The organism is Mycolicibacterium houstonense, assembly GCF_900078665.2.
Taxonomy (GTDB): Bacteria; Actinomycetota; Actinomycetes; order Mycobacteriales; family Mycobacteriaceae; genus Mycobacterium; species Mycobacterium houstonense.
The window spans coordinates 3,428,512-3,454,280 of the sequence record NZ_LT546207.1 but is presented as its reverse complement, the minus strand read 5'-3'; the positions used below and the strand labels follow the sequence as shown (position 1 = coordinate 3,454,280).

Sequence of the window (25,769 nt, the reverse complement as noted above, 5' to 3'; positions counted from 1 at the left end):
TCTCATGTCAGTACTCCACATCCTGCGAACGGCGACGAATGGTGGTGACCTCATCGCGCTGGTTTCCGGTGGGCCCGTGGTAATTCAGGGCGAACGACTGCTGCGCGTAACCGCCGATCAGATGCGTCGGCTTGATCATGATCCGGGTCAGCGCGTTGTGGATGCCGCCGCGTTTGCCGTTCTTCTCGGTGCGCGGCACGTCGACCGCCTTGTCCTGGGCGTGGTACATGAACACCAGGCCCTCGGGCATGCGGTGGCTGACGATCGCGCGGGCGTTCACCACGCCATTGCGGTTGGTGCACTCGATCCAGTCGTTGTCCTTGACCCCGATCTTGGCGGCGTCCACGTCCGACATCCAGATGCACTGACCGCCACGGGACAGCGTCAGCATGTACAGGTTGTCCTGGTACGCAGAGTGAATCGACCACTTCGAGTGCGGCGTCAGATACCGCACGGTGATTCCTCCGCTCGTATCTCCGACAGCCGGTTCGTTGAAGAGTGCCGTCATGTCCAGCGGTGGCCGGAAGGTCGGCAGCTGCTCGCCGAGCTCACTCATCCAGTCGTGGTCGAGATAGAAATGCTGGCGGCCGGTCAGGGTGTGCCACGGCTTGAGCCGCTCGGTGTTGATGGTGAAGGGGGAGTAGCGGCGGCCGCCGGTTTCCGAGCCTGACCATTCCGGTGAGGTGTTGACGGGCACTGGCCGGGCCTGGGTGTCGGCGAACGTGATGCGCTTGCCCTCGCTCTCCTTGGCCAGGTCGACCAACTCGGTTCCGGTGCGCCGTTCCAGCGCCTCGAAACCCTCGACCGCCAGGCGCCCATTGGTGGTACCCGACAGCGCGAGGATGGCCTCCGCGGCATGGGTGTCCTTGGCCAGTGACGGCCGCCCCACCGCGACACCGCTGACCACCGTGCCGTTGACCCCGCGGAGGTACTCGACCTCGGCCTCGGGATGCGTGGTCACGCCCTTGGTGGTGAGGCCGACGGTTTCCACCATCGGTCCCAGCGCCGCCATCTTCTCGGCGACTGCGGGGTAGTCGCGGTCCACCAGGACCAGGCGCGGCATGGTCTTCCCGGGAATCGGTTCGCATTCACCGGATTTCCAATCGAGCACGCGGCCGCCGGGCTGAGCGGTCGCATCGGCGCTGTCATGCTGCAAGGGCATGGCCACGATGTCCTTGCGCTTGCCCAGGTGTTTCTCGGCCAGCCAGGAGAACCCGCGGGCGATGCGGTGGAATGCGTCGAAGTCGGTCTTGGTCTCCCACGGCGGGGAGATGGCCGGCGAGAAGGCATGCACGAACGGGTGCATGTCGGTGCTCGACAGGTCGTGCTTCTCGTACCAGGTGGCCGCCGGCAACACGATGTCGGAGAACAGCGTCGTGCTGGTGTTGCGGAAGTCCAGGGACAGCAGCAGGTCCAGCTTGCCGACCGGGGCGTCGTCGCGCCAGCGCACCTCCTGTGGCCGGATACCGTCCTCGTCGCGCGCCGCGACCGCGGAGTCGGTGCCGAGCAGGTGTTTGAGGAAGTACTCGTTGCCCTTGGCCGAGGAGCCGAGCAGATTCGATCGCCACACCGTCAGGCAGCGCGGGAAGTTCTCCGGGGCATCAGGATCCTCGCAGGCGAACTGCAGATGGCCGGATTTCAGCCCGTCCACAACGTATTCCGCGGCATCCTTGTCCATCCGGGCCGCCTCGTCCGCCAGATCCAGCGGATTGCGGTTGAAGGTCGGGTAACTGGGCATCCAGCCGAGCCGGCTGGCCAACGCGATGTTGTCGGCGGCGGTGCGGCCGGCGAACCGGCCCTCGGCCAGCGGTGAGGCCATCACCTCCGAGGTGAACGGGTCATAACGCCACTGATCGGTCGCCAGATACCAGAACACGGTGCCCTGCATCTGCCGTGGCGGCCGCTGCCAGTCCAGGCCGAATGCCAAGGTGGCCCACCCGGTGACCGGCCGGCATTTCTCCTGTCCGACGTAATGTGCCCACCCGCCGCCGTTGACGCCCTGACAGCCGGTGAGCATGACCAGCGTGAGGAATGACCGATAGATCTGATCGGAATGGAACCAGTGGTTGGTGCCCGCGCCCATCAGGATCATCGACCGGCCCTTGGACCGTTCGGCGTTGTCGGCGAACTCGCGTGCGATGCGCTCGGCGGCCGCCGCGGGCACGCCGGTGATCTCTTCCTGCCAGGCCGGCGTGTATGGCTCGGCGGCGTCGTCGTAACCGGACGGCCACTGCCCGGGCAGCCCGTCGCGAGCGACGCCGTACTGCGCCAGCATCAGGTCGAACACCGTCGTCACCCGCTGTCCGGCAACGATTTTGGTCGGCACCCCGCGCTCCAGCACGCCCGGCTGGTCACTGTCGAACCGGGGGAGCGAGACGCCGGCCGGCTCGCCGTCCGCATCGTGCAGGGTCAACAATGGGTGGACGCCCTGCAGGTCCAGGTTCCAATGTCCCTCGCCGGATGCGGTGAACCGGTGTCCCAGCGAGCCGTTGGGCACCACGGGCCGCCCGGCCTGGTCCAGCAGCACCGTCTTCGACTCCGCGCCTTCACCGGTGTCACCGAGATCGGCAGCGGTGAGGAACTTCCCGGGCAGCACCCGGCCGTCGCGTTCGACGAGGGTGACCAGGAACGGCAGGTCGGTGTACTTCTTGACGTAGTCGCTGAAGTACGGCGTCTGCCTCTCGACGAAGAACTCCTTGAGGATGACATGGCCCATCGCCATGGCGAGGGCGGCGTCGGTGCCGGGGCGGGCCGGCAGCCATTCGTCGGCGAACTTGGTGTTGTCGGCATAGTCCGGCGAGACCACGACGACCTTCTGGCCGCGGTAGCGCGCCTCGGTCATGTAGTGCGCGTCCGGGGTGCGGGTGACCGGGACGTTGGATCCCCACATGATCAGGTAGCCCGCATCGAACCAGTCGGCAGATTCCGGTACGTCGGTCTGGTCCCCGAAGACTTGCGGTGAGGCAACCGGCAGATCGGCGTACCAGTCGTAGAACGACAGCATCGACCCACCGAGCAGTGAGATGAACCGGGCGCCGACGGCATGGCTGACCATCGACATCGCCGGGATCGGCGAGAAGCCGGCCACCCGGTCCGGTCCGTACTTCTTGATGGTGTGGACGTGGGCGGCAGCGGCGATCTCGGCGGCCTCCCACCATTCGGCCCGCACGAATCCGCCCTTGCCGCGGGCGGCCTTGTACCGTGCGGACTTCTCGGGGTCTTCGACGATGTCGGCCCAGGCGAGCACCGGATCCTTGAGCCGCTCCTTGGCCTCCCGGTAATACTCGAGCAGTACACCCCGGATGTATGGATAGCGCACGCGCGCAGGCGAATACGTGTACCACGAGAACGACGCGCCGCGCGGGCACCCGCGGGGCTCATACTCGGGCTTGTCGGCACCGACCGACGGGTAGTCGGTTTGTTGTGACTCCCAGGTGATCACACCGTCCTTGACGTAGATCTTCCACGAGCAGGAGCCGGTGCAGTTGACGCCGTGGGTCGATCGGACCACCTTGTCGTGCGCCCAGCGGTCCCGGTAGAAGTCGTCAGCCGACCGGCCGCCGATCTTGTGCAGGGTCCGCTGATCCGCTGAGACTTCACCGCGGTGGAAGTACTTGCCCAATCGCAGCAAAGCATCGGCAGGTGTCGCGCTGCCCGCGTGTGAATCGACCACGATCGTCCCTCCAAGTGCGTTGATTCACGAGCGTAGGAGGGTTGCGAGGACCGTCAAAAGAACGCACTCAAGGGTCTGTACCGCTGTGAAATCGCGTTAACGCCCAAGTCATTTCACAGGAACACGCCGGTTATCAAGCGGGTCGGACGTGTTGCCCAGCCAACCTGTCTTACCTGGGAAGATGGCGTGATCAGGGGCCAAATCGAGGGTATCGGCGGCGGTGTCATGTGACCGGGCAGCGCGGCCAGGCAGCCCAGGATTTATCACCGCGGTAACACGCGGGCCGACGCGAGCGTGATGACGTCACGGTCATTTCGTCCAGGCGATGGTGTGGCGGAACGCCAGCCGTCGGCGCATTTCGGCGCCCGGCAGGATGCTGTCGACCATCGCCCGCAGTTCGTCGAAGCTGAGCTGCGGATCGCGGACCGGGAACGGTGGCGGCACCGGCCCGCCCGGTGCCGGACGCGGGTGCTTGATCAGGCCGATGAGTGGGTTGGTGACCGCGGACGCCACATCCCACGCGGTATCGCGGATCGAGGCCGGGGCGGCCAGACCGACCACCAGGAACCGTCCGCCCGGGGCCAGCAGTCGTTTGACGTCGATCAGCGCTTGCTCGACGTCGAGGTGGTGGAGCACGGCGACCATGGTGATCAGGTCTGCGGGTCCGTCGAGGTCGGCGAGCTGGCTGTCGTCGATCGTCACGTTGGGCAAGTGGGCGCAGCGCCGGGCCGCCTCCGCGCGCATGCCGGCGTCGCGATCCGTGCCGTGGGCCCGGGCGAACCGGGTGCCCAGTTGAGCCACCAAGGTGCCCTGACCGCACCCGACGTCGATCGCGGTTCCGCGTCGGTCCGGCAGATTCGCCAGGATCCAGCGGTGGAAATGATCGTTGTGGCTCCACGGGTGCCGACTGTTGAATTGATGCAGCCCTTCGGCCACGCGGCGGATCACCGGGTTCTCGACGCGACGGATGTCCATCACTCCACTGTGCCTAGCGCCGCGAAAGACCGCGAGCAGTCCCCCGCAAGCGGGAGGGGCCCCAGCAGAATCGCCCCTTTCGCATCGGAAAAGGGCGATTCTGTGTCTGCTCGGCGAGAAAGCTACTGGATGTAGCTCGTGGCGGATTGCAGGTGTGCGACGGCCTCGTCGACGATCGCCGGCACCAGCTCGGCGCAGGACGGTAGGTCGTTGATGATGCCGGCCACCTGCCCGGAGGCCAGCACCCCGGCCTCGGTGTTGCCTTCCACCAGACCGGCTTTGAGCAGCATCGGGGTATTGGCCGCCATCACGACCTGCGACCAGGTGAGTTCCTTGCCGTGCCGCATGGCCAGGCCGTCCTTGACCATCGACAGCCAGGTCATCCCGGAGAGCTTCTTGAACTTCTGGGCGTTGCCGACGGCGGCGGCGAAACCGCGTGCCCGCGAACCGCTTTCCAGCTTCTCCACCAGGCCGGTGCGCAGCACGCGATGGGGCATGCCGTCGACCCGGGTGGACACCACGGTGCCGTCCAGCGCGGCCTGCAGGTACCGTTCCTTGACCGCGTCAGGCACGGTCGAATCCGAGGTCAGCAGGAACCGGGTGCCCATTGCCACGCCCGCCGCGCCGTAGGACAGCGCCGCGGCCAGGCCACGCCCGTCGAAGAAACCGCCCGCGGCGATCACGGGCATGCCGGTGTCCTTGACGGCGTCGAGCACCGAGGGCAGCAGCAGGGTGGTGGCGACGGGGCCGGTGTGGCCGCCGCCCTCACCGCCCTGCACGATCACCGCGTCGGCGCCCCAGCCGGCCACCTTCTTGGCGTGCTTGGCCGCACCGACCGACGGGATCACCACGACGCCCGCATCTTTCAGCTTGGCGATCAGCTCGGGCTTGGGAGCTAGGGCGAAGGAGGCGACTTTGACTCCTTCGCGGATCAGGAGGTCTACGCGGGCACCGGCGTCGCCCGCGTCGGCACGCATGTTGATGCCGAAGGGTTTGTCGGTGGCGGCCTTGACCTTGGTGACGGCGGTCTGCAGCTCCTCGAGCGTCATGGTCGCAGACGCCAGGATGCCGAGCCCGCCGGCATTGGAGGTGGCGGCGACCAGGCGAGCCCCGGCCACCCAGCCCATTCCGGTCTGCACGACGGGATGCTCGATGCCGACCAGTTCGGTCAGCGGAGTCTTGAGCTTGCCCATTCGTTAAACCTTGACCTCTTTGTCGCGCAACGACTTCGGATCGATGACCTCGCGGAGCAGCTTGAGTTCCTCGTCGGTGGCCAGCCGGGTGGTCTCGGCCTCTTCCAGGCCGTGCACCTCGAACGAGGTGTTGTCGGCGACCTGCTGGGCCTCGACGCCCGGGTGCAGCGACACGGCCCGCATCTGGTGGTCGGGGCCGTTGAAGTCGAACACGCCCAGGTTGGACACCACCCGGTAAATGTTGGCGAACCGGTAGGCGGGGTTCTCCGGATCGATCTTGTCCCAGCCGATTCCGGAGACGATGTCCACCGACTCGCAGAACACCCGCTTGGAGTGGTTGCCCACGAAGTAGCTGGTGGTGTGGTTGATGGTGTTGCCCGGGGCGCCGCGGACGCCGAACATCTGGCGGGTCGGCTGCTGGATCGGGCCGAACGCCGACAGGTTCTGGTTGCCGTAGCGGTCGATCTGGTTGGCACCCATCACCACATGGCGCTTGCCCCAGGCCAGGGTCTCGAAGACCCGGTTGAACGGCATCCAGCCCTCCATGGCGAAGGGAGCACCGATGGCAGGGGTATCGGCCAGAATCCGGGCCTCACCGTCGGTCAGCACGATGTCGGGGGAGAAGGTCAGCCGGGCCAGCCGGGCACCGATCTGAACGACGGTGGTCATCGGGCTGGCCATGATCTCGCCGGCGTCACGGAACAGTTCGGCGCAGGCGACGGCGCACACCTCGGCGCGGGTCACGGCGATCATGCTTGCTCCTCCTTGAACTTCCGGACCGCAGCTTGGTAATCGGCCTCGCTGCCGGACAGATACGTCTTGACGAACTCGGCCCAGGTCTCATCGGAGCCCGCGGCCTCTGCGTAATGGCGCTGGAACTTCTCGTCGCGCCGGTAGTCGGGCTCGTTGGTGGTGAAGTGCGCGCCGTTGGGCGCCTCCACCACAGAGTCGACCATCATTCGGTTGATCAGAAGTGCCTGCGTCGGAACGGCCTTGATGAGTTCCTCGGTCGAGACCACACGCTCGACCGACAGGAAGCGGCGCTGGGCCGACATGAGGAACAGGTCATCGAAGTACGGGTCGATACCGGTGTAGGCCGCATTGCCTTGGGCGTCACCGAGGTTCATGTGCACGAAGGCCGCGTCGAGGTTCAGCGCGGGCATCGCGATGAGTTCCTCGTAGGCGCCGTCCGTCGGGTACGGCGACTTCACGGTCTTGAGCTCGTCACCCCAGAACGCGCGGACGTCGCTGCCGAGGCCGGCGCGGATCGGCAGGAACGGCAGCCGCTGGGCGGCGGCCTGCAGCCCGCAGCGCAGCATGCCCTCGTCCATCTCGCGTGCCTCGATCGCACCGCTGGTGCGGGCCTTGGCGAACCACGGGTCGTAGAACGGCGGCGAGTCCAGCGACACGAAGCCGTAGTAGACGCGCTTGACCTTGCCGGCCGAGCACAGCAGGCCGAGGTCGGGCCCGCCGTAGGTGACCACGGTCAGGTCCTTGACGTCGGTGCGCAGCAGCGCGCGCACGAAGGCCATGGGCTTGCGCCGCGAGCCCCAGCCACCGATGCCGATGGTCATGCCGCTCTCGATCGAGGCGACGGCCTCGTCGAGGGTTGTTCTCTTGTCTGCCATGTTATTTCGACCCCTTGTCAGTTCCGGCGAAGGCATCGCGGTGCTCGTCGGACACACCGGACAGGTTGAGTTCGAACGTGAAGCCCTGCTCCATGCGGTACCGCGCGTTGACGGGCTGGACGTCGATGAAGTTCAGCGCTTCCTTGGCGGCCCGGATCACCCGGGTGTCCTTGCTGGCGATGTCGCGGGCGACGCGCAGCGCGGCCTCGTCGAGCTCCTCGCGGGGCACCACCTCGTGCACCGAACCGAAGTGGTGCAGCGTCTCGGCGGGAACGGTGGCGGCGGTGAAGAACAGCCGGCGCATCAGATGCTGGGGGACCAGCCGGGACAGGTGGGTGGCCGCGCCAAGGGCGCCCCGCTCCACCTCGGGCAGGCCGAACTTGGCGTCATCCGAGGCGACGATCACGTCGGCGTTGCCGACCAGGCCGATGCCGCCGCCGACGCAGAAGCCGTTGACGGCGGCGACGACGGGGACCTCGCACTCATATACGGACTTGAACGCGTGGTAGCAGCCACGGTTGGCGTCGATCAGCGCGGTGAAGCCCTCGGTGTTCTGCATTTCCTTGATGTCCACACCGGCGTTGAAGCCACGGCCCTCGGCCCGCAGGATCACCACGTGGGTGCTGCGGTCGCGGCCGGCGGCGGTGATGGCATCGCCGAGTTCGAACCAACCGGCCGACGGGATGGCGTTGACCGGCGGGTAGTTGACGGTGACCGAGACGATGCCCGGCTCGACTGTCTTGGTGGTGATCGTCATCAATCCACTTCCTGGAGGGGTCGCTACCTAAGCAAGCACTTGCTTGGTACGCTAGCACAGTGACAGTTACGCCAGAAGCCGGTGCAATCAACTTGGGTTTGACCGGCAAGGTGGTCCTGGTAACCGGCGGTGTGCGAGGGGTTGGCGCTGGGATCAGCGCGGTTTTCGCCGGTCAGGGCGCCACCGTGGTGACCTGCGCACGCCGCCCGGTCGAGGGATTGCCGTATGAGTTCCACTCTTGCGACATCCGCGACGACGACTCGGTGAAGTCGCTCATCGAAAGCATCGTGGAAAAGCACGGCCGCCTCGACGTGGTCGTCAACAACGCCGGCGGCTCGCCGTACGTGCTGGCCGCCGACGCATCGGCGAAGTTCAGCACCAAGATCATCGAGCTCAACCTGATCGGTGCGCTGTCGGTGTCCACGCACGCCAATGCCGTGATGCAGGGCCAGGACTCGGGCGGCTCGATCGTCAACATCTCCAGTGTCAGTGGACACCGGCCCACGCCGGGCACGGCGGCCTACGGTGCGGCGAAGGCCGGCATCGACAACCTCACCTCGACGCTGGCCGTCGAGTGGGCGCCGAAGGTCCGGGTGAACTCGGTGGTGGTCGGCATGGTCGAGACCGAACAGTCCGAACTGTTCTACGGCGACGCCGACTCCATCGCGGCGATCTCCCGCAATGTTCCGCTGGGACGGCTCGCCAAGCCGGCCGATATCGGCTGGGCCTCAGCGTTTTTGTCGTCGGCAGCCGCCTCGTATATCAGCGGCGCCACGCTGGAGGTGCACGGTGGCGGCGAGCCGCCGCACTACCTGTCGACCACGACCGCCGATATCAAGTAACTCGAAAAAGGAGACATCACAATGGGATTGCTCGACGGCCGCGTGGTCATCGTGACGGGTGCCGGTGGCGGTATCGGGCGTGAGCACGCACTCGCGTTCGCCGCGGAGGGTGCCCGCGTCGTGGTCAACGACATCGGAGTGGGGCTGGACGGGTCGCCCGCGGGCGGCGGTAGCGCCGCGCAGAACGTGGTCGACGAGATCGTCGCCGCCGGTGGCGAAGCCGTGGCCAACGGTTCCAATGTCGCCGATTGGGGGCAGGCCGAGGCCCTGATCCAGAACGCCATAGATAGTTTTGGCGACCTTCACGTGCTGGTGAACAACGCAGGCATCGTGCGCGACCGGATGTTCGCCAACGCCACCGAGGAGGAGTTCGACGCCGTCACCGCCGTGCATCTCAAGGGGCACTTCGCCACCATGAAGCACGCCGCGGCGTACTGGCGGGCCAAGACCAAGGCCGGCGAGACGGTTGACGCGCGAATCATCAACACCAGCTCCGGAGCCGGGCTGCAGGGCAGCGTCGGCCAGGCCACCTACAGCGCTTCCAAGGCCGGCATCGCCGCGCTGACTCTGGTGGCCGCGGCCGAGATGGGCCGCTACGGCGTCACCGCCAACGCCATCGCCCCCTCGGCCCGAACCCGGATGACCGAGACCGTCTTTGCCGAGATGATGGCCACTCAGGACCAGGCCTTCGACGCCATGGCCGCGGAGAACATCTCGCCGCTCGTGGTGTGGCTGGGCAGCGTCGAATCGCGCGACGTCACCGGCAAGATGTTCGAGATCGAGGGCGGCAAGATCCGCATCGCCGAGGGTTGGGCGCACGGTCCGGAGATCGACAAGGGGGCGAAGTGGGATCCGGCTGAGCTGGGCCCGGTGGTCAAGGACCTGCTGGCCCAGGCGCGTCCCGCGGTGCCGGTGTACGGCGCCTGATTTCCTCTTGTTTTGCCGAGTGTGCGCTCAGATCGTGAAATCCAGTGGATTCTCGATCTGAGCGCACTCTCGTTGCCCTAGCTGCAGACTCGATTTCTTTGTCAGTCTTCTGATTTGACCTTGCGCTGGTCGCCGGCTGGCTTCGCGTCAGCATGTGACGCCTTGGCGACGGCCTTTCGGACGGCGTCTCCGGCCTTCTCGATCGAGGACTTGACCCGCTCCCGAGCGTCCACAACCGAGGCCTTCGCCTGGTCGCCCGAGCGCTTCAGTGCCTTCGCCGCGCCGGGGACAGCCTCGTTCCTATCGCTGAGATCCGGTGCCGCAGAACGTGCCTTGAGTTTGGTCTGCACCTGGGTGACAGCCGGTGCGGGTGCGGACTGTACCTGCTGGGCGGCCGTGTCGCCGGCTGCCTGAACATCATCGGCTGTGGCATCCTCCTTCTTCGGGATCACCTTGTCGATGCGTTTGACGATGTCCGCGTTGATCGCCCGGCTGAACTTGGTCACGGAGAAGGCGGCGTCGGCAATGCTGCGGTTGATCGCGGTGGCGATGGCCGCCGGATCGCGAGTGGCGAAGGAATCCGTCACCTGCTGAACGGCCGCATCCAGCTGCCGCGACAGCGTTCGCACCTGACGCAAAACCTCGACATGGAACGCGGTTTCGGGCCCGACCTCAGTGCCGTTCCAGTTGACGACGCGCCAACCGTCTTCAGGGTTGCCCTCGACCACGACGTAGCCCGTGTTGCGTAGCGGATTGGTCATCAGCCACATCGGGTCCGCGTTCTCGGCATTCAGGAACACCCAGAACATGATTGCGCCGCCGTGTGAGAACGCGGCCACATTCCGGTCCCCGTTGTCGTACATGGTCTGAATCGCACCGTCCATGCGCGCATCGAACTCGCGACCGTTGATCGACCCCGGGATCCGCGCGTCCAGATCGCCCTGCAGCCACTTCAGCGGTGCCTGCAGATAGCCCTTGACCGCATCGGATTCCGGAGTGCCCTCGTAGATTCCGGCCTCGATCTCCTGAAGGCCGGGCACTACCTGGATCGGCAGCCCCAGGTACTCGGCCATCGGAGCGGCGGTCAACTGGGTCCGGACCATGGTCGAGGCGTAGATGGCGTCGTAGTTGTTGTCGCCGAGCACCTTGACGATGTCACGTGCCTGTTGCTGCCCCTTTTCGGTGAGGACTGGGCCCGGCACCGACGAGTCGGCGATGTTCGCCGCATTCGCGGTCGATTCGCCGTGGCGGATGAAGGTGATCCGCATGACCTCCGCTGCGTGGGCAACCGGAATGGCAAGAAGAAACGCCAGGAGCATCATTCCTATGCTCACGGTCGCCGCCCGGAATCCCGAGCGTCTGAAATAACTCATCGTGCTGCTTTCCTCCAATCGACATGAACAGGTGGAGCAGACACAACGTATGGAGATCTGACTCGAATGGGTGCCGCCGTCTCGGTGTCCGAGACGCAGAGTGTGATGAAAAATCAACGGAGGCAATGTATTTCGTGCAAATGGCAACGCGTCGGGCGCAACGGAATTGGCTCCTTCCCGAACGAAAGGAGCCAATTCCGTCGGTCTGGTGTTTAGGCGGCGTCCTTGGTATCGGTGGCGCCACCGTCTCCGGATGCATCACCGGATTGACCGGTGGCCTTCTTGACGGCTTCCCCGAAGTTCTTGATCGACGATGACACCTGGTCGCGGGCCTCCTCGACGGCTGCCCGAACCTGCTCGCCGGTGCGACTGATCACCTTCTTGGCGCCCGGCACGACCTTGTTTCCGTCGGACAGATCGGTCGCGCGACGCGGTGTCGCGATGCCGTCCAGGGTCTCGTGAACCTTCGACTTGACCGCTGTGCCGGTCGACGTCTTATCGTCCGGCTGACTTGCGGCCGTGGTGGTTTCGTCGACCGCCCCCGGAGCCGAGGCGAGATTGCGCGTGAGGACGTTGGACTTCACCGCGGCCTTCACGTTCTCCACGCTGGTCGAAACCCGCTCCTGCGCATCCTCGGTGCTGGTCGGGATCGCGCCGGTGGTCCGTTTGATGATCTCGGCGTTGATCGCGCGACCGAACTTGAGCATCGAGAAGCCGGCTTCTGCGACTCCGCGGTTGATCGCGGTGGCGATGGTGGCGGGATTGCCCGAGGCGAAGGACTCTACGACGCCGTTCATGGCCTGCTGCAGCTGGTGGCTCAAGGTGCGCAGCTGAAGCCCAACCTCATGTTCGAACGTCGGCTCCGGGGCGAACTTCTGCCCATTCCAGTCGGTCAGCACCCAGCCGTCCTCGGGATTGCCCTCGATGACGACGTAATCGGTGTTGCCCAACGTGTACTGGCTGAGCAACATGCCCTTTTGCGCCAGCGTCAGGTTGTTCACGTTCATGATCGTCCAGAACATGATCGTGCCGCCATGCGAGAACACGATGGCGTTGCGATCGCCCTTGTCGTACATGGCCTTCAGGGCATTGTCGACGCCGGCGTCGAAATCGTTCCCGTCGAAGTCGGTGCCCGGCTGGGGGACATTGCGGTTGGCCGGCATGTTGGGAATGAGGCCGGCCCACATGAGCGGCCCCATGATGTAGGCCGTCCCGTACTCGTCTTGGGACTTGCCTTCCAGATTGCCTGCAGTGATCTCCTGGATGCCGTCGACCACCTGGATCGGCAGACCGAGATACTGCGACATCGGGGTCGCGGTCTGCTGGGTCCTCAGCATGGTCGAGGCGTAGATCGCGTCGTAGTTGTTGTCGCCGAGCCTGTCCACCAGGTCCTTCGCCTGCTGTTGGCCGGTCGGGGTGAGGCCGGGGCCGGGAACGGTGGTATCGATGATGTGGTTCGCGTTGGCCGTCGACTCGGCGTGGCGGACGAATGTCACCCGCATGACCTCGGCGGCGTGGGCGACGGGGATCGCCAGGAACAGGGCGAGGAAGGCTAGGGCGACACCCCCTAGTATGCTTCTGTATCGCGACGCCGAGGCGTCACCGTGAGAGCGGATCATGTGTTACCTCCATTGCGGCAGTGCGGATTTCACGTGACCTGCCGGTGACATGCAGTTGGCCGGCCAGTTGCATTGTCTGATGAATTCCAGCCAACGCAATCGGTTATCCCGTTGTGCGAGACGGTAATTGACAAAAATCTCGTGTTCCGCTACGGCCACTGCGGACGTGGCTCGGTCCCCCTCCCCGGGCGGAAGAGGGGGACCATCCCAGGCGTACTACCTTGTGACGCCTGTTATTTCACGCGGCGTCTTTCGAGGCCTTCTTGTCCGCGGTGTCCTTGTCGGCCTTCTTGTCGGGACGGGTGAGCTTCTTGACCGTCTCGCCGGCCTGCTTGGCCGAGGATTCGATTCCGCTGCGCACCTCGTCCGCTACCCGGTTGACCCGGTCGCGCGCCGCGGAGACGGCCTTGCCCGGTTCCACCTTGTTGCCCGCAGTGAGCTTGGTGGCGCCGTTGGCCGTCCGGACGGCGGGGGCCTTGGTCCGCACCGACTCGGTGGTGTTCGCCACCGCGGCCTTGGCGCCCTCGGTGACATCGAGCACGGCGGCAGGCCCGCTGTCCGCGGTGCTCACAGTGCTCACGGTGCCCAGCTTCGACACCTGGGTGGGGGACTGGTTGATGGAGTTCGGGATGTTGGTGATGGCGTTGACGGTGTCCGTCACCGAATCTCGCACGAACTTCACGCCGGCCTCGGCAACGTCCTGGATGCCCTGCGCGCCCGTGGTGACGATGCCCTGCGCATCCAGCGACAGCACCGGAATGCGCATGTTGTAGATCGCCTTCTGCGGAGCAACGATCAGATCGCGCACGTTGACGAACATCTGGGTCGGGTAGTTGGCCGGACCGACCTCTTGGCCGGCCCACTCCTTGAGAGTCCAGCTGCCGTCCTCGTTCTTCTCGACGACCACCGTCTCGGTGTTGTTCAGCGGATGCTGGGCGAACAACAGGAGATTCGGGTTGTCGACGTTCATCATCGTCCACATCATGATGGTGGCGCCGTGCGAGAACACCGCGGCGTCGGTCTCTCCGTCGCCATTGGTGTCGGTGGTGCCCGACTCCACGTCGGCGAGTGCATTCGTCACGCGCTCGTTGAACTCGAGGCCGGTCTCGCCGCCGGGGATCGGGACGAACTGCAGTCCCATGGTCCACGCCAGCGGGGCGAGGATGTAGCCGATGCGGCCGATGCCTTCGCCCTCGGGCAAGCCCTCGAAGATGCCGGCGCTGATCTCCTGCACGCCGGAATTCCGCTGGGGATTCTCCGGGTCGAACGTGCCCAGGATCGTCACCGGCAACCCGCGCTTCTCGGCGAACGGCGCCGCGGTCTCCTGGGTGCGAATCATGGTCGAGGCGTAGAGCGCGTCGTACTTCGTGCAGGGCGAACTCGGGCACTGGGCATCGGCCCACGCCTGGGCCTGCTCTTCGCCGGTCGCACCACCGTTCTGGTTCACCTGGTCGTTGGTCAGGTGCGGCCCCGGGGTGCTGGTGTCGATGTAACCGGAGGCATTGCCCTGCGACTCGGCGTGCCTGATGAACGTCACGGTCAGTGCGGAGGCGGGCAGGGTCGCGGCCGCGAACAGCGAGCATGCGGTGAGGGTGGTCGCGGCGGCACCGGCAGCCCGGCGTCGGGTGGGTCGTTGCATAGGGTCTCCATCGGTTCACGCGGGTGTGGGCTGCCGCTCACTGGGTGTTAAGTGTGTGCGGGCTCACAGTACATAATCAGAATTCTGTTCACTCGTCAATTCAGCTACCAAGAGTTGCGTAATTGGCCGGCTGGAGGACACCTGCAACAAAGAAAGCGCCCCCGACCTGAGGGTCGGGGGCGCTGCTCGTCGTTGGGGTCAGGCCGGGTCGCAGATGACGATCGGGATCTTGCGGTCGGTGTAGGACCGGTAGTTCGCGAAGTCGGCGTACATGGCATCCAGCTTGGGCCAGTACACGTCGCGCTCGGCGTCGGTGGCGTCGCGCGCGACCAACTCCAGCGTCTCGTGCTTGGTCTGGAACTTCACCCGGGGGTTGGCCACCAGGTTCAGGTACCACATCGGGTTGGTGGCCCGGCCGCCCTGTGAGGCGACCAGGACGATGCGCTTGCCCTCCTGCAGGAACAGCAGGGGGCTGTCCCGTTCTTCGCCCGACTTGCGTCCGATGGTGGTCAGGATCCCCACTTCGGCGCCGCGCAGGAACTTGTCACCGAAACGTCCGCCGGTCTTCTTGAAGATCCAGGTCTGCGCACGCGACATCCACTTGATGGCGGTGCCGGTGGACTTCGCGTTGAGCCGCTCGATCTGCTTGGGGCTCAGCGGGCGAGGGGTGTTGGCCATGGGGCGACCTTAGCGGCTGATGAACGGGGTCAGGGAGGCGCGGATGTGGTGGATCTTTCCGTCGGACGCCGGGATCAGGAACGTCTCGTCGACGTGTGAGCACACCCGCCGGCCGAACAGCCGCGGCTTGGTCAGCACGTCGAACTTGGCGCGGATGTTGTCGCCGTCGACCGAGAACTCCGGCGTCGTCGTCTTCTCGATCAACCTGAACTGCGGACCGTTGTTCAGGCTGCGCCGCAAGTGGTCACCGGAGCGTCCCGTCTTCAGGCCCATCTCGATGCGGATGCAGTCCGGTGCGAACGGGACTGCATCCGCTTGGTGGCTCACCAGCGCATCGATGTAGGCCTGTGCGGCCGCGATGCGCTCGGCGTCACTGATGGCCACTAGATGCGCTCGATGATGGTGCCGGTCGACAGCGCACCGCCGGCACACATGGTGATCAGGGCAGTGCTCCGGTCGGTGCGCTCCAGCTCGTGCAGCGCGGTGGTGATCAGGCGGGAGCCGGTCGACCCGACGGGGTGTCCCAGGGCGATGGCGCCGCCGTTGACGTTGACCTTGTCCATGTCGGCGCCGTGCACCTGAGCCCAGGACAGCACGACCGATGCGAAGGCCTCGTTGATCTCGACCAGGTCGATGTCGCCGAGCTTCATGCCGGCCTTCTCCAGCACCTTGGCGGTGGACTGCACCGGGCCGTCGAGGTGGTAGTAGGTCTCGGCGCCGACGTTGGCCTGCGCAACAATGCGGGCTCGCGGCTTGAGGCCCAGCGCCTTCGCCTTGTCCTCGTCCATCCACAGCACCGCGGCCGCGCCGTCGGAGATCTGCGACGACGTACCGGCAGTGTGGATTCCGCCCTCCATCACCGGCTTCAGCGACGCCAGGCCCTCGGCGGTGGTGTCGCGCAGGCCCTGGTCGCGGCTGACCGTGTTCCATTCGGCGGTCGGCTGCTTGTTCTCGTCGATGACCGGGGCCTCGATCGGCGAGATCTCCCGGTCGAAGCGGCCCTCGGCCCACGCCTGCTTGGCCCGGTTCTGAGAGGCCAGGCCCAGCGCGTCCACATCGGCGCGGGTGATGCCGCGACGCTTGGCGATGCGTTCGGCGGCCTCGAACTGGTTGGGCAGGTCGATATCCCACGACGCGGCGCGGGCGCCGCCGCCATTCTGGCCGAGACCCACCCGGCTCATGGCCTCGATGCCGCAGGCGATGCCGATGTCGATCGCGCCGGTGGCGATCAGGCCGGCCACCAGGTGGTTGGCCTGCTGGGCGCTGCCGCACTGGCAGTCGATGCTGGTGGCGCCGACGTGCTCGGGGAGACCGGCGATGAGCCAGGACTGCCGGGTGACGTTGTTGGCCTGTTCGCCGTATTGCGTGACGCAACCGCCGATGACCTGCTCGACGCTGCCGGGGTCGATGCCGGCCTTCTCGACGAGGGCCTTCTGGACGGCGCCGAGGAGCTCGGTGGCGTGCAGGCCGGACAACCAGCCGTTGCGCTTGCCGATGGGGCTACGGGTGGCTTCGACGATGACAGGGTTACCCATGAAGCCAGGCTAGAACACGTTTCATTACTCTGACAAGCGCCGATGCATCACTGCCTTTGATCTGCGGTCTAGCCGTGTTTCAATGGTCCCAATTGGTACTAGACCACGTTGTTTCAAGCATTGCTGGCTACGCGCACGGCTTGCTACAGACACTAGGAGTTAGACACATGGGCTGCCCGAACATCCCCAAGGACTTCGACTTCCTCGATTCCGAACTGAACCTCAAGGGTCTGCCGGTCAAGGAACTCGCCGAGCTTCGCAAGGCCGAGCCGGTTCGCTGGGTCGACGTGCCCGGCGGCACCGGAGGCTTCGGCGACAAGGGCTACTGGTTGGTGACCCGGCACGAAGACGTCAAGGACGTCTCGCTGCGCAGCGATGTGTTCTCCAGTGCCATGAACGGCGCGATCCCGGTCTGGCCCCAGGAGATGACCCGCGAGGCAGTCGATCTGCAGCGCGCCGTCCTGCTGAACATGGACGCCCCGCACCACACCCGGCTGCGCAAGATCATCTCCCGTGGCTTCACCCCGCGTGCGCTCTCGCGGCTCGAGGAGGAGCTGAACAATCGCGCGCAGGCGATCGCGAAGAATGCCGCGGCGTCCAACACGGGCGACTTCGTCGAGCAGGTGTCCTGCGAGCTGCCGCTGCAGGCCATCGCCGAGCTGCTCGGTGTGCCCCAGGACGATCGCGACAAGCTGTTCCGCTGGTCCAACGAGATGACCGCCGGTGACGATCCCGAGTACGCCGACATCGATCCGGCCATGTCCTCGTTCGAGGTCATCACCTACGCCATGAAGATGGCCGAGGAGCGCGGCAAGAACCCGACCGACGACATCGTCACCAAGCTGATCCAGGCCGACATCGACGGCGAGAAGCTCAGCGACGACGAGTTCGGCTTCTTCGTGATCATGCTGGCCGTCGCGGGCAACGAGACCAGCCGCAACTCGATCACGCACGGCATGATCGCGTTCTCGCAGCACCCCGAGCAGTGGGAGCTGTTCAAGAAGGAGCGCCCGAAGACCGCCGTGGACGAGATCATCCGCTGGGCCACCCCGGTGTCGGCCTTCCAGCGCACCGCCAGCGAGGACACCGAGATCGCCGGCGTCAAGATCAAGGCCGGTGAGCGGGTGGTGATGTCCTACCGCTCCGCCAACTTCGACGAGACGGTGTTCGAGGACCCGTTCACCTTCAACATCCTGCGCGACCCGAACCCGCACGTCGGCTTCGGCGGCACCGGCGCGCACTACTGCATCGGGGCGAACCTGGCCCGCCTGACGATCAATCTGATCTTCAACGCGGTGGCCGACCACATGCCCGACCTCAAGCCGATGGGCGAGCCCGAGCGGCTAAAGTCCGGTTGGCTCAACGGCATCAAGCACTGGCCGGTGGATTACACGGGCGCGTGCCCGGTCGCCCACTGAGCCCACTGACTGCCCAACGGATCAAGGAGGATTCGGGTGGATTTCACACCGAACCCGGAACAGCAGGCTGTTGCCGATGTGGTGACCTCTGTTCTGGAACGCGACAACACCTGGGACGCATTGGTTTCCGGTGGGGTTGCGGCGCTGGGAGTGCCGGAACGCCTCGGTGGTGACGGTCTGGGTCTGCCCGAACTTTCCACCGCGCTGACCGAGATCGGTCGGCACGGCACCACCGGGCCGGCGCTGGGCACCATCGGCCTCGGTCTGGTGTCACTGCTGGACCTGGCCTCCGATGCTCAGCAGGACCGCTACCTGGCCGGGGTTGCGACCGGTGCGGTGCTCTCCGCCGCGCTGAACGAGCCGGGCCACTCGCTTCCGGAGCGTCCCACCGTGAACTTCGCGGACGGCAAGCTCAACGGCACCAAAGTCGGTGTGCCCTATGCCGAGACGGCGAAGTGGCTGGTGGTCACCGCCGACAACGCGGTGGTGGTGGTTTCTCCGGAGGCCGACGGGGTGACGGTCACCAAGACCCCGACCTCCAACGATTCCGACGAATACGTGGTCACCTTCGCTGACGTCGTGGTCGACGCCGCCGACGTGCTCGAGGGTGCGACCGCCCACCGGGTCAACCAGCTGGCCCTGGCGGCCACCGGGGCGTTCGCGGCCGGCCTGGTCGCGGGTGCGCTGCGGTTGACCGCCGACTACGTGGCCACGCGCGAGCAGTTCGGTCGCCCGCTCTCGACGTTCCAGACCGTGGCGGCGCAGCTGTCCGAGGTCTACATCGCGTCGCGGACGATCTCTCTGCTGTCCACCTCCGCGGTCTGGCGGTTGTCCGAGNGCCGGCATCGGCGCCACCGACTTTTCCAAGAACTCCGGTCGCAGCGAGCTGCGGCTGGCCGCCGAGGCCGTCCTCGACGCACTGGACGACGCCGGCCTCAAGCCGTCCGACGTCGACGGTCTGGTCACCTTCACGATGGACTCCAACCTGGAGACTGCCGTGGCCCGCTCCACCGGGATCGGGGATCTGAAGTTCTTCAGCCAGATCGGCTACGGCGGCGGCGCCGCGGCCGCGACCGTTCAGCAGGCGGCTCTGGCCGTCGCGTCCGGCGTCGCGGAAGTCGTCGTGGCCTACCGGGCCTTCAACGAGCGCTCGGAGTTCCGGTTCGGCCAGGTGATGACCGGTCTTACCGTCAACGCCGATTCGCGTGGCGTCGAGTACAGCTGGTCCTACCCGCACGGGCTGAGCACCCCGGCCGCGTCGGTGGCGATGATCGCCCAGCGCTACATGCACGAATACGGCGCCACGAGTGCCGATTTCGGTGTGGTGTCGGTTGCCGACCGCAAGCACGCCGCCACCAACCCGAAGGCGTTCTTCTACGGTAAGCCCATCACCATCGAGGATCACCAGAACTCGCGGTGGATCGCCGAACCGCTGCGGCTGCTGGACTGCTGCCAGGAGAGCGACGGGGGCGTCGCCATCGTCGTCACGACCCCCGAGCGGGCCAAGGATCTCAAGCACCGGCTGGCGATCATAGAGGCCGCCGCCCAGGGTGCGGGCACGGATCAGTTCACGATGTACTCGTACTACCGCGACGAGCTCGGGCTGCCCGAGATGGGTTTGGTGGGCCGTCAGCTCTGGCAGCAGAGCGGACTGTCGCCCGACGACATCCAGACCGCGATCCTCTACGACCACTTCACGCCGTACACCCTGATCCAGCTCGAGGAGCTGGGCTTCTGCGGTAAGGGCGAGGCCAAGGATTTCATTGCTGGTGGCGCCATCGAGATCGGCGGCCGGCTGCCGATCAACACCCACGGCGGTCAGCTCGGCGAGGCCTACATCCACGGGATGAACGGCATTGCCGAGGGCGTCCGTCAATTGCGGGGAACCTCGGTCAACCAGGTCGACAACGTCGAGCATGTCCTGGTCACCGCGGGCACCGGCGTCCCGACGTCAGGACTGATCCTCGGATAAAGGTGCATCGGGGCCCCCGTCCGGCACGGTAATGTTTGCTCCGGATGTGCATCACGCGTAGAAGGGGGCCGTGGCATGGGGATGCCGCGCGACAGCAGCCCGTACGGGTCGCAGACCTTGCAGGGGCCGGCTTGGCCGAACGTCGATGAGGAGCAGCTGACGGCGGCTGCGACGTCGTACAGCAAGGTCGCGCTCCAGATCAGCGGTTCCGTCGTTCCGGAGCAGACCAGTCAGCTCGCGAAGCTCGGCGAGGGTTGGAAGGGCGCCAGCTCATTGGCAGCCGCAGGCGAGGCGAACACAATGATTGGCGGCCACGAGGCGAACGCCGCCCAAGCTCAGGCCATCTCCACCGCGTTGACCAAGATGGCAGCGTCCGTGGTGGCGACCAAGACGGCTGTGAACGCGGTGGCGCAAGAGGTCCAGCAGGAGGTCACGATCCTGCAGGGGTTGCCGCTCCAGAACAAGCAAGAGCTGATCGAGAGCCGAATCAAGGCGGGGCTCGCGCAGAACACCGCGACCGTCTCGGCCGCGAGCAGTGAGATGGCCAGCAGCCTCAGCACGATTGCCAACCTCCCGCAGGTCGGCACGCCCCCGACGGCCCAGGCAACGCAGGCGGCCCAAAAGGGTGGCGAGCAGATGATGCAGCTGATCAGCCAGCTCCCGCAGATGCTGGGGCAGATCCCGCAGATGCTCGGCCAGATTCCGCAGCAGCTGTCCCAACCACTGCAGCAGCTGTCTCAGCCTTTGCAGCAATTGACCTCGATGCTCGGCTCGGGTGGTAAGGGCTCCGGCGCTGGGCCCAGCCCGTTCTCGTCGTTCTCGAACCATCCGCTGGCCGGCGGGTCTGGCCCGGGCAGCGGTTCGGGCATGGTCAAGGCAGCAGGATTACCCGGCGGACCGGGTGGCGGCAGCCCACAGACCCCGCTGATGTCGAATCTCGTCGGTGGCAATACCGCCCCGGTCTCCGTTGACCCCGGCGCCAATGGCGCGGTGATGGCCGGTGTGGCGCCGGTGGCCGCGGCCAACGCCGCGGGTATGGGTGGCGGCGCTCCGATGGGCATGATGGGCCAACGCGGAGGCAGCGGCGGGGGGACCACGTCAGGTCTCGCCGTACCGGCTCCCCTTGAACACGAATTGGGCGATGGTGATGATGAATACGACGATTGGTGAGCTGATTCAAGGGGGAATTTGTGAGTGATCCGCTCTCAACTCCGGATGCGCCGCTGAGCTGGAACGCCGCTTCGGTGCAGCTGCCGGAGATGCCTCCGATTCAGCCGGGCGAAGATGCTATGAGCATGACCATCGCCGGCATCTTGCCGACCCTGGCGGCCTCGCTGACCACGAATGTGACGGCGTTGTCGGCCAAGGAAAACATGTTCAACGCCAAGCTTTCTGACGCCCAGGGCGCATACGACAAGGCGGACCAGGGCGGCGGAGAAGGCGTCGGTCAGCTCGGCCAGATGATGGGTCAGCTCGGCCAGATGGGCCAGATGGCCGGTGCCCCCGCACAAGCCGCCGGCCAGATGGGCGGGCAGTTCGGTTCGCTGATGGAACCGTTGATGAAGGCCATGGAGGGCGCCAAGGGCGGTGGCTCGGAGAACGGCGCTCCCGGCGCCGGCCAGCCCGGCGGCCCGGGCNCCCGCTTTTTTTGCCTGCTTCTCGGGACTTTTTGGCCCGCGCTCTCGGTACTGTGGCGCCTGCACACTGTCACGCTGGAGTGGCTGCCGAGCTTGAGCGCCACGCTGGCGTGACAAAGAGGTTGTCTGCCAACGCCCGTGCCCGCACACTGTCACGCTGGAGCGGCTGCCGAGCCTGAGCGCCACGCTAGCGTGACACTCGGCAGGCACGTGCCGCGTTGACGCGCCGCAGAATATCGGTCTTGCGCTCGCCGGCTGCGATGCGCACGTTGATCCAGTCCTGCCGCTGTATGCGCTCTGCTCGTCGCAAGTCCCAGTTGTACCGCCAATTGCTGGATCGGTGTTCCTCACCGTCGTACTCAACCGCGACTTTGATGTCCTCCCAACCCATGTCGAGATAGGCGAACGGATCACCCGGACCGTCGAACACCGGGATCTGAGTTTGCGGCCGAGGAAGGCCCGCATCGATGAGTATCAACCGCAACCAGGTTTCCTGAGGCGACTGCGCGCCGCCGTCCATCAAGTCCAGGGCTGTGCGCGCACGCTGGATACCCCGGCGACGGGCATGGCGTTGCGCCAGCAGGTCGACGTCGGCGGCCTTGAGGTCGGTGGCCCGGGCCAGGGCGTCTAGCGCAGCGACGGCGTTGTCTCGTGGATACCAGCAACCGATGTCGAGTGCGGTGCGAGCCGCCGAGGTAACCGGAATCCCGTCAACCCGAACGATCTCGTCGTCTGCGATCTCTTCGGTTCGAACTCGCAGTCCGGCAATGGGATTGCGGTTGGAATGGATCATCTCGAATGGTGCGTCGAGGTCCACCCATTTCGCACCGTGCACTGCGGCGGCCGAGTTGCCGGCCACGATACCGCGACGACGAGACCACAACCAGGCGGCACGGGCACGGATGAGTGGTGTGAGTTCGGTGCCAGGTGAGACGTAGACGTCACGGAAGACCCGGGTGTACCTGGTGCGCAGGGCGCTCTTGCGCAATTCGCCGCTGGCGACAGCCTCACTGCCGAGAAATGGTTCCCCCATGCCGAGAAAGTGTGCAGCGCAATACGGTTTCCGTCACCTCGGTTATCCACAGGCGTCGGCGTGACCCGCGTTGTCCACATCTGCGCTGGTGTGACAGATGACGGGTCCGGTGAGTTGTGCTAGCGCGGCGGCTCCTCTGGTTGCTGCGTTCACGTTGTCACACTGGAGTGGCTCTGGAGGTCGATAGCCACTCTGGCGTGACAAAGCGTTTGGTCGCCAATGCCATTGCCCTCACAATGCAACGCTGGAGTGGCCGTCGAGGTCGACAGCCACTCCAGCGTGACAAAGTGAGCGCGAGAAGCGCGGGCAAGCGAGAAGCGTGCGGACTACGCCGGGACGAGCTCCACGCCCGACAGCACGACGGCGTTGTCCCGCGACGGCGCGGTCAGCACACCGATGAACTTGCCGTCTTCCTTCCAGACGTTGGCCTGCAGGGTTTCTCCGGGGATCACGACGCCGGCGAACCGGGCACCGTAGGAAGCCACCTGAGAAACGTCACCGTCCAGAAGGTTGTCGACGATGGCCTTGCATCCGATGCCGTAGGTGCACAGCCCGTGCAGGATCGGCCGGTCGAAGCCGGCAGCCTTGGCGAAAGCCGGATCGGAGTGCAGCGGATTGCGGTCACCGCACAACCGGTACAGCAGGGCCTGCTGCGGCAGTGTCGGCAACGAGATCTCGACATCCGGTGCACGGTCGGGCATTTCGACCGACGTAGACGGACCACGCTCGCCGCCGAAACCACCTTCGCCGCGGGCGAAGATGGACCGCTTGGTGGTCCACAGCACCTTGCCGGACTCGTCGGTGACCGTGGATTCACTGACGATGACGGCGGCCTTGCCCTTGTCCCAGATCTCGGTGAAGCGCTGCACCGACTTGGCGGTCCCGCTGGTCGGGATCGGGCCGGGCACGCTGACCGCCTCGCTGGCGTGCAGCACCTTGGACAGCTCGATGTCGATGCCGGGGAACTGCACCTTGGGCGGCTCGGTCATGTGGAAGCTGGCCGCCACGTTGCCGAACGTCGGCAGCACCTGCGGGGTGTCGTCGACGAGGTAGCGCAGCTCGCGCTCGTCCATCGGATCGGCGCCCGCGCCGAGGCCCAGGTGGTACAGCTGGATGTCGCTGCTGGTCCAGGAGAACTCGATGGGTTCCAGTTCGGCGCCCAGCGCCTTGTCGAGATCGATTGGCATCTACTTCTTCCCTGCAATGTCGAGTGCCGCGAGGTATCCGAACGTCATGGCGGGACCGATGGTGCCGCCGGGGCCCGGGTAGGTATGACCCATCACCGGTGAGCTGACGTTACCCGCGGCGTAGAGGCCCTCGATCACCGAGTTGTCGTCGCGCAGGGCGCGGCCCTTCACGTCGGTGCGGATGCCGCCCTTGGTGCCCAGGTCGCCCGGGACCATCTTGGCCGCGTAGAAGGGGCCGTGCTTGATCTCGCCGAGGTTCGGGTTCGGCTTGTTGGTGGGGTCGCCGTAGTAGCGGTCGTAGGCACTCTCGCCGCGGTGGAAGTCCTCGTCGGTGCCGGACCGGGCGAAGCCGTTGAACCGATCGATGGTGGCGGCGAACGCATCGGCGGGCAGACCGGTCTTGGCGGCCAGCTCCTCGATGGTGTCGGCCTTGACGATGACGCCCGATTCCAGCCACTTCTTCGGAATGCGCTGTCCGGGCTGCAGTCCCGCGAAGATGAAGCGATCGCGGTACTGCTGATCGAAGATCAGCCAGGCCGGGATGTTCTCGCCGGGGCCGGGGCCCTGGCCGTACTCGCCGCCGTACATGTGGTGGCAGGCCTCGACGTAGGGCATCGACTCGTTCATGAACCGCTTGCCGGCCATGTTGACGATGATCGAGCCGGGGGAGTTTCGCTCAGACAGGGCGAACCACGGTGAGTCGACCAGCGGGACCGTCGGGCCCCACCACGAGTCCTCCATGAATTCGAGTGCCGCACCCAGCTTTTCGGCGGCCAGGATGCCGTCGCCGGTGTTGGCGACCGCGCCCACGGTCCATTCGGTGGTGATCGGTGCGCGCTGGTACTTCACCCGCATCTGCTCGTTGTGCTCGAATCCGCCGGAGCCCAGGATCACGCCGCGGCGGGCCCGGATCAGTTGCGGCTCAGCGGAAGCGTCGCGGGGATCGACAACGTAGATGCCACGGACGACGCCGTCCTCGATGTAGAGATCGGTCAGCGCGGTGTTCAGCAGGACGGGAACACCGGCCTTCTGCAGGCCGATACGCAGTGGGGCGATGAGGGCGCGGCCCATGCCGACCAGGTTCTTACCGGTGGCGTTGGCCCAGACGGAGCGGACGCCCACCTTGATGCTGCGCAGCACGCCGCGGGGATGACGCTTGAGCTGGTTGAGCCGGACGTAGTCCTGCTGCATCACCACCATGTTCATCGGCACCTTGCCGTACGGCGGTTCCAGGCCCTTCTCGTCCGCGCCGAGCTTCTTGGCATTGAACGGCTTGGGCTCGACCGAGCGGCCGGTGGGCTTGCCGCCGGGGGTCTCGGGGTAGTAGTCGGAGTACCCGGGCACCCAGCACAGCTTCAGCGGCGAGTGCTTCAGGACGAACGACAGCATCTCGGGCGAACGGTCGAGATAGGTGTCGATCTTCTCCGCGGGCACCACGTCACCGATGATCTTGTGGAGGTAGGTGCGGGCGGCTTCGGGGGTGTCCTTGACCCCGTCACGCTTGAGAATCTCGTTGTTCGGGATCCAGACCCCACCACCGGACCGCGCAGTGGATCCTCCATAGTGCGGCGCCTTCTCTACGACTACTGTCGAGAGGCCCTGGTGGGCTGCGGTGAGGGCGGCGACCATGCCGGCAGCGCCGCTGCCGACCACGACAACGTCGTACTCCTGTCCAGTCATGTA

The 25,769-nt window shown here is 65.9% G+C and carries 20 protein-coding genes and 1 pseudogene; 6 read left to right on the top strand and 15 right to left on the bottom strand.

What is annotated here, in order from left to right; genetic code table 11:
* Positions 1-7: 7 nt before the first annotated feature.
* The 6 genes from BN4332_RS17235 to echA20 form a co-directional block, all read right to left on the bottom strand.
* Positions 8-3,673: a nitrate reductase subunit alpha gene (locus BN4332_RS17235; RefSeq protein ID WP_235654116.1), complete on the bottom strand. Its 3,666-nt coding sequence runs from the start codon at positions 3,671-3,673 to the stop codon at positions 8-10.
* A gap of 309 nt (positions 3,674-3,982) precedes the next feature.
* Entirely contained in the window at positions 3,983-4,648 is a 666-nt protein-coding gene (locus BN4332_RS17230; RefSeq protein ID WP_066899976.1) for a class I SAM-dependent methyltransferase, read from the bottom strand.
* A gap of 122 nt (positions 4,649-4,770) precedes the next feature.
* Complete coding sequence (gene ipdC / locus BN4332_RS17225) at positions 4,771-5,841, bottom strand: (3aS,4S,5R,7aS)-5-hydroxy-7a-methyl-1-oxo-octahydro-1H-indene-4-carboxyl-CoA dehydrogenase (RefSeq protein WP_066899974.1); 1,071 nt, start codon at positions 5,839-5,841, stop codon at positions 4,771-4,773.
* A 3-nt stretch (positions 5,842-5,844) separates the two neighbouring features.
* Complete coding sequence (gene ipdB / locus BN4332_RS17220) at positions 5,845-6,594, bottom strand: cholesterol ring-cleaving hydrolase subunit IpdB (RefSeq protein ID WP_066899972.1); 750 nt, start codon at positions 6,592-6,594, stop codon at positions 5,845-5,847.
* Positions 6,591-7,469: a cholesterol ring-cleaving hydrolase subunit IpdA gene (gene ipdA / locus BN4332_RS17215; RefSeq protein ID WP_066899970.1), complete on the bottom strand. Its 879-nt coding sequence runs from the start codon at positions 7,467-7,469 to the stop codon at positions 6,591-6,593. Before ipdA ends, ipdB begins: the two co-directional genes overlap by 4 nt.
* A gap of 1 nt (position 7,470) precedes the next feature.
* The gene (gene echA20 / locus BN4332_RS17210) at positions 7,471-8,226 is read right to left on the bottom strand and encodes a (7aS)-7a-methyl-1,5-dioxo-2,3,5,6,7,7a-hexahydro-1H-indene-carboxyl-CoA hydrolase (RefSeq protein ID WP_055117843.1); all 756 of its coding nucleotides are present in this window, start codon (positions 8,224-8,226) and stop codon (positions 7,471-7,473) included.
* 59 nt (positions 8,227-8,285) lie between these two features.
* Between echA20 and BN4332_RS17205 the strand changes: the two genes are divergently transcribed.
* Entirely contained in the window at positions 8,286-9,068 is a 783-nt protein-coding gene (locus tag BN4332_RS17205; RefSeq protein ID WP_066899968.1) for an SDR family oxidoreductase, read from the top strand.
* A gap of 21 nt (positions 9,069-9,089) precedes the next feature.
* Positions 9,090-9,995 (top strand): SDR family oxidoreductase, encoded by a 906-nt coding sequence (locus tag BN4332_RS17200; RefSeq protein WP_066899966.1) that lies wholly within the window; start codon positions 9,090-9,092, stop codon positions 9,993-9,995.
* A gap of 101 nt (positions 9,996-10,096) precedes the next feature.
* On the opposite strand, the gene BN4332_RS17195 is transcribed toward BN4332_RS17200, so the two are convergent.
* The 6 genes from BN4332_RS17195 to BN4332_RS17170 form a co-directional block, all read right to left on the bottom strand.
* Positions 10,097-11,563: a histidine phosphatase family protein gene (locus tag BN4332_RS17195; protein WP_235654115.1), complete on the bottom strand. Its 1,467-nt coding sequence runs from the start codon at positions 11,561-11,563 to the stop codon at positions 10,097-10,099.
* Between the two features lie 17 nt (positions 11,564-11,580).
* Complete coding sequence (locus BN4332_RS17190) at positions 11,581-12,987, bottom strand: histidine phosphatase family protein (protein ID WP_066899962.1); 1,407 nt, start codon at positions 12,985-12,987, stop codon at positions 11,581-11,583.
* A gap of 238 nt (positions 12,988-13,225) precedes the next feature.
* Positions 13,226-14,626: a histidine phosphatase family protein gene (locus tag BN4332_RS17185; protein ID WP_066899960.1), complete on the bottom strand. Its 1,401-nt coding sequence runs from the start codon at positions 14,624-14,626 to the stop codon at positions 13,226-13,228.
* A 198-nt stretch (positions 14,627-14,824) separates the two neighbouring features.
* Positions 14,825-15,304 (bottom strand): nitroreductase family deazaflavin-dependent oxidoreductase, encoded by a 480-nt coding sequence (locus tag BN4332_RS17180; protein ID WP_066899959.1) that lies wholly within the window; start codon positions 15,302-15,304, stop codon positions 14,825-14,827.
* A gap of 9 nt (positions 15,305-15,313) precedes the next feature.
* Positions 15,314-15,688 (bottom strand): DUF8021 domain-containing protein, encoded by a 375-nt coding sequence (locus BN4332_RS17175; RefSeq protein ID WP_066899957.1) that lies wholly within the window; start codon positions 15,686-15,688, stop codon positions 15,314-15,316.
* On the bottom strand, positions 15,688-16,839 hold the full coding sequence (locus BN4332_RS17170) for a steroid 3-ketoacyl-CoA thiolase (protein ID WP_066899955.1): 1,152 nt from the start codon (positions 16,837-16,839) through the stop codon (positions 15,688-15,690). The genes BN4332_RS17175 and BN4332_RS17170 overlap by 1 nt, the downstream gene beginning before the upstream one ends.
* Before the next feature lie 167 nt (positions 16,840-17,006).
* Between BN4332_RS17170 and BN4332_RS17165 the strand changes: the two genes are divergently transcribed.
* From BN4332_RS17165 to BN4332_RS17150, 4 genes and pseudogenes are all read left to right on the top strand, one after another.
* Positions 17,007-18,257, top strand: a complete 1,251-nt coding sequence (locus BN4332_RS17165) for a cytochrome P450 (RefSeq protein WP_066899953.1) — start codon at positions 17,007-17,009, stop codon at positions 18,255-18,257.
* Between the two features lie 36 nt (positions 18,258-18,293).
* Positions 18,294-19,094, top strand: a pseudogene (locus tag BN4332_RS17160) (acyl-CoA dehydrogenase family protein); the annotation flags it as partial.
* Positions 19,095-19,101: 7 nt separating this feature from the next.
* Positions 19,102-20,229, top strand: a complete 1,128-nt coding sequence (gene ltp2, locus BN4332_RS17155; protein ID WP_066899947.1) for a 17-hydroxy-3-oxo-4-pregnene-20-carboxyl-CoA lyase — start codon at positions 19,102-19,104, stop codon at positions 20,227-20,229.
* A 75-nt stretch (positions 20,230-20,304) separates the two neighbouring features.
* Positions 20,305-21,399 carry a hypothetical protein gene (locus tag BN4332_RS17150; protein WP_066899945.1) on the top strand — a complete coding sequence of 365 codons (1,095 nt, stop codon included), beginning with the start codon at positions 20,305-20,307 and terminating at the stop codon, positions 21,397-21,399.
* A gap of 654 nt (positions 21,400-22,053) precedes the next feature.
* Here BN4332_RS17150 and BN4332_RS17140 read toward each other — a convergent pair.
* From BN4332_RS17140 to kstD, 3 genes are all read right to left on the bottom strand, one after another.
* On the bottom strand, positions 22,054-22,899 hold the full coding sequence (locus BN4332_RS17140; protein ID WP_066899943.1) for a hypothetical protein: 846 nt from the start codon (positions 22,897-22,899) through the stop codon (positions 22,054-22,056).
* 326 nt (positions 22,900-23,225) lie between these two features.
* A complete protein-coding gene (locus tag BN4332_RS17135) occupies positions 23,226-24,086 on the bottom strand; it encodes an enoyl-CoA hydratase ChsH3 (protein WP_066899941.1) in 861 nt (286 codons plus the stop codon).
* Positions 24,087-25,766: a 3-oxosteroid 1-dehydrogenase gene (gene kstD, locus BN4332_RS17130; protein WP_066900154.1), complete on the bottom strand. Its 1,680-nt coding sequence runs from the start codon at positions 25,764-25,766 to the stop codon at positions 24,087-24,089.
* Positions 25,767-25,769 lie beyond the last annotated feature (3 nt).

Excerpts from the sequence above, each read along its gene's own strand:
- echA20 (WP_055117843.1), bottom strand. The coding sequence starts at position 8,226 with ATGACGATCACCACCAAGACAGTCGAGCCGGGCATCGTCTCGGTCACC.
- BN4332_RS17150 (WP_066899945.1), top strand. The coding sequence starts at position 20,305 with ATGGGGATGCCGCGCGACAGCAGCCCGTACGGGTCGCAGACCTTGCAG.
- BN4332_RS17135 (WP_066899941.1), bottom strand. The coding sequence starts at position 24,086 with ATGCCAATCGATCTCGACAAGGCGCTGGGCGCCGAACTGGAACCCATC.
- BN4332_RS17140 (WP_066899943.1), bottom strand. The coding sequence starts at position 22,899 with ATGGGGGAACCATTTCTCGGCAGTGAGGCTGTCGCCAGCGGCGAATTG.
- BN4332_RS17230 (WP_066899976.1), bottom strand. The coding sequence starts at position 4,648 with ATGGACATCCGTCGCGTCGAGAACCCGGTGATCCGCCGCGTGGCCGAA.
- BN4332_RS17180 (WP_066899959.1), bottom strand. The coding sequence starts at position 15,304 with ATGGCCAACACCCCTCGCCCGCTGAGCCCCAAGCAGATCGAGCGGCTC.
- BN4332_RS17165 (WP_066899953.1), top strand. The coding sequence starts at position 17,007 with ATGGGCTGCCCGAACATCCCCAAGGACTTCGACTTCCTCGATTCCGAA.
- BN4332_RS17190 (WP_066899962.1), bottom strand. The coding sequence starts at position 12,987 with ATGATCCGCTCTCACGGTGACGCCTCGGCGTCGCGATACAGAAGCATA.
- ipdB (WP_066899972.1), bottom strand. The coding sequence starts at position 6,594 with ATGATCGCCGTGACCCGCGCCGAGGTGTGCGCCGTCGCCTGCGCCGAA.
- kstD (WP_066900154.1), bottom strand. The coding sequence starts at position 25,766 with ATGACTGGACAGGAGTACGACGTTGTCGTGGTCGGCAGCGGCGCTGCC.
- BN4332_RS17185 (WP_066899960.1), bottom strand. The coding sequence starts at position 14,626 with ATGCAACGACCCACCCGACGCCGGGCTGCCGGTGCCGCCGCGACCACC.
- BN4332_RS17200 (WP_066899966.1), top strand. The coding sequence starts at position 9,090 with ATGGGATTGCTCGACGGCCGCGTGGTCATCGTGACGGGTGCCGGTGGC.
- ipdA (WP_066899970.1), bottom strand. The coding sequence starts at position 7,469 with ATGGCAGACAAGAGAACAACCCTCGACGAGGCCGTCGCCTCGATCGAG.
- BN4332_RS17170 (WP_066899955.1), bottom strand. The coding sequence starts at position 16,839 with ATGGGTAACCCTGTCATCGTCGAAGCCACCCGTAGCCCCATCGGCAAG.
- ipdC (WP_066899974.1), bottom strand. The coding sequence starts at position 5,841 with ATGGGCAAGCTCAAGACTCCGCTGACCGAACTGGTCGGCATCGAGCAT.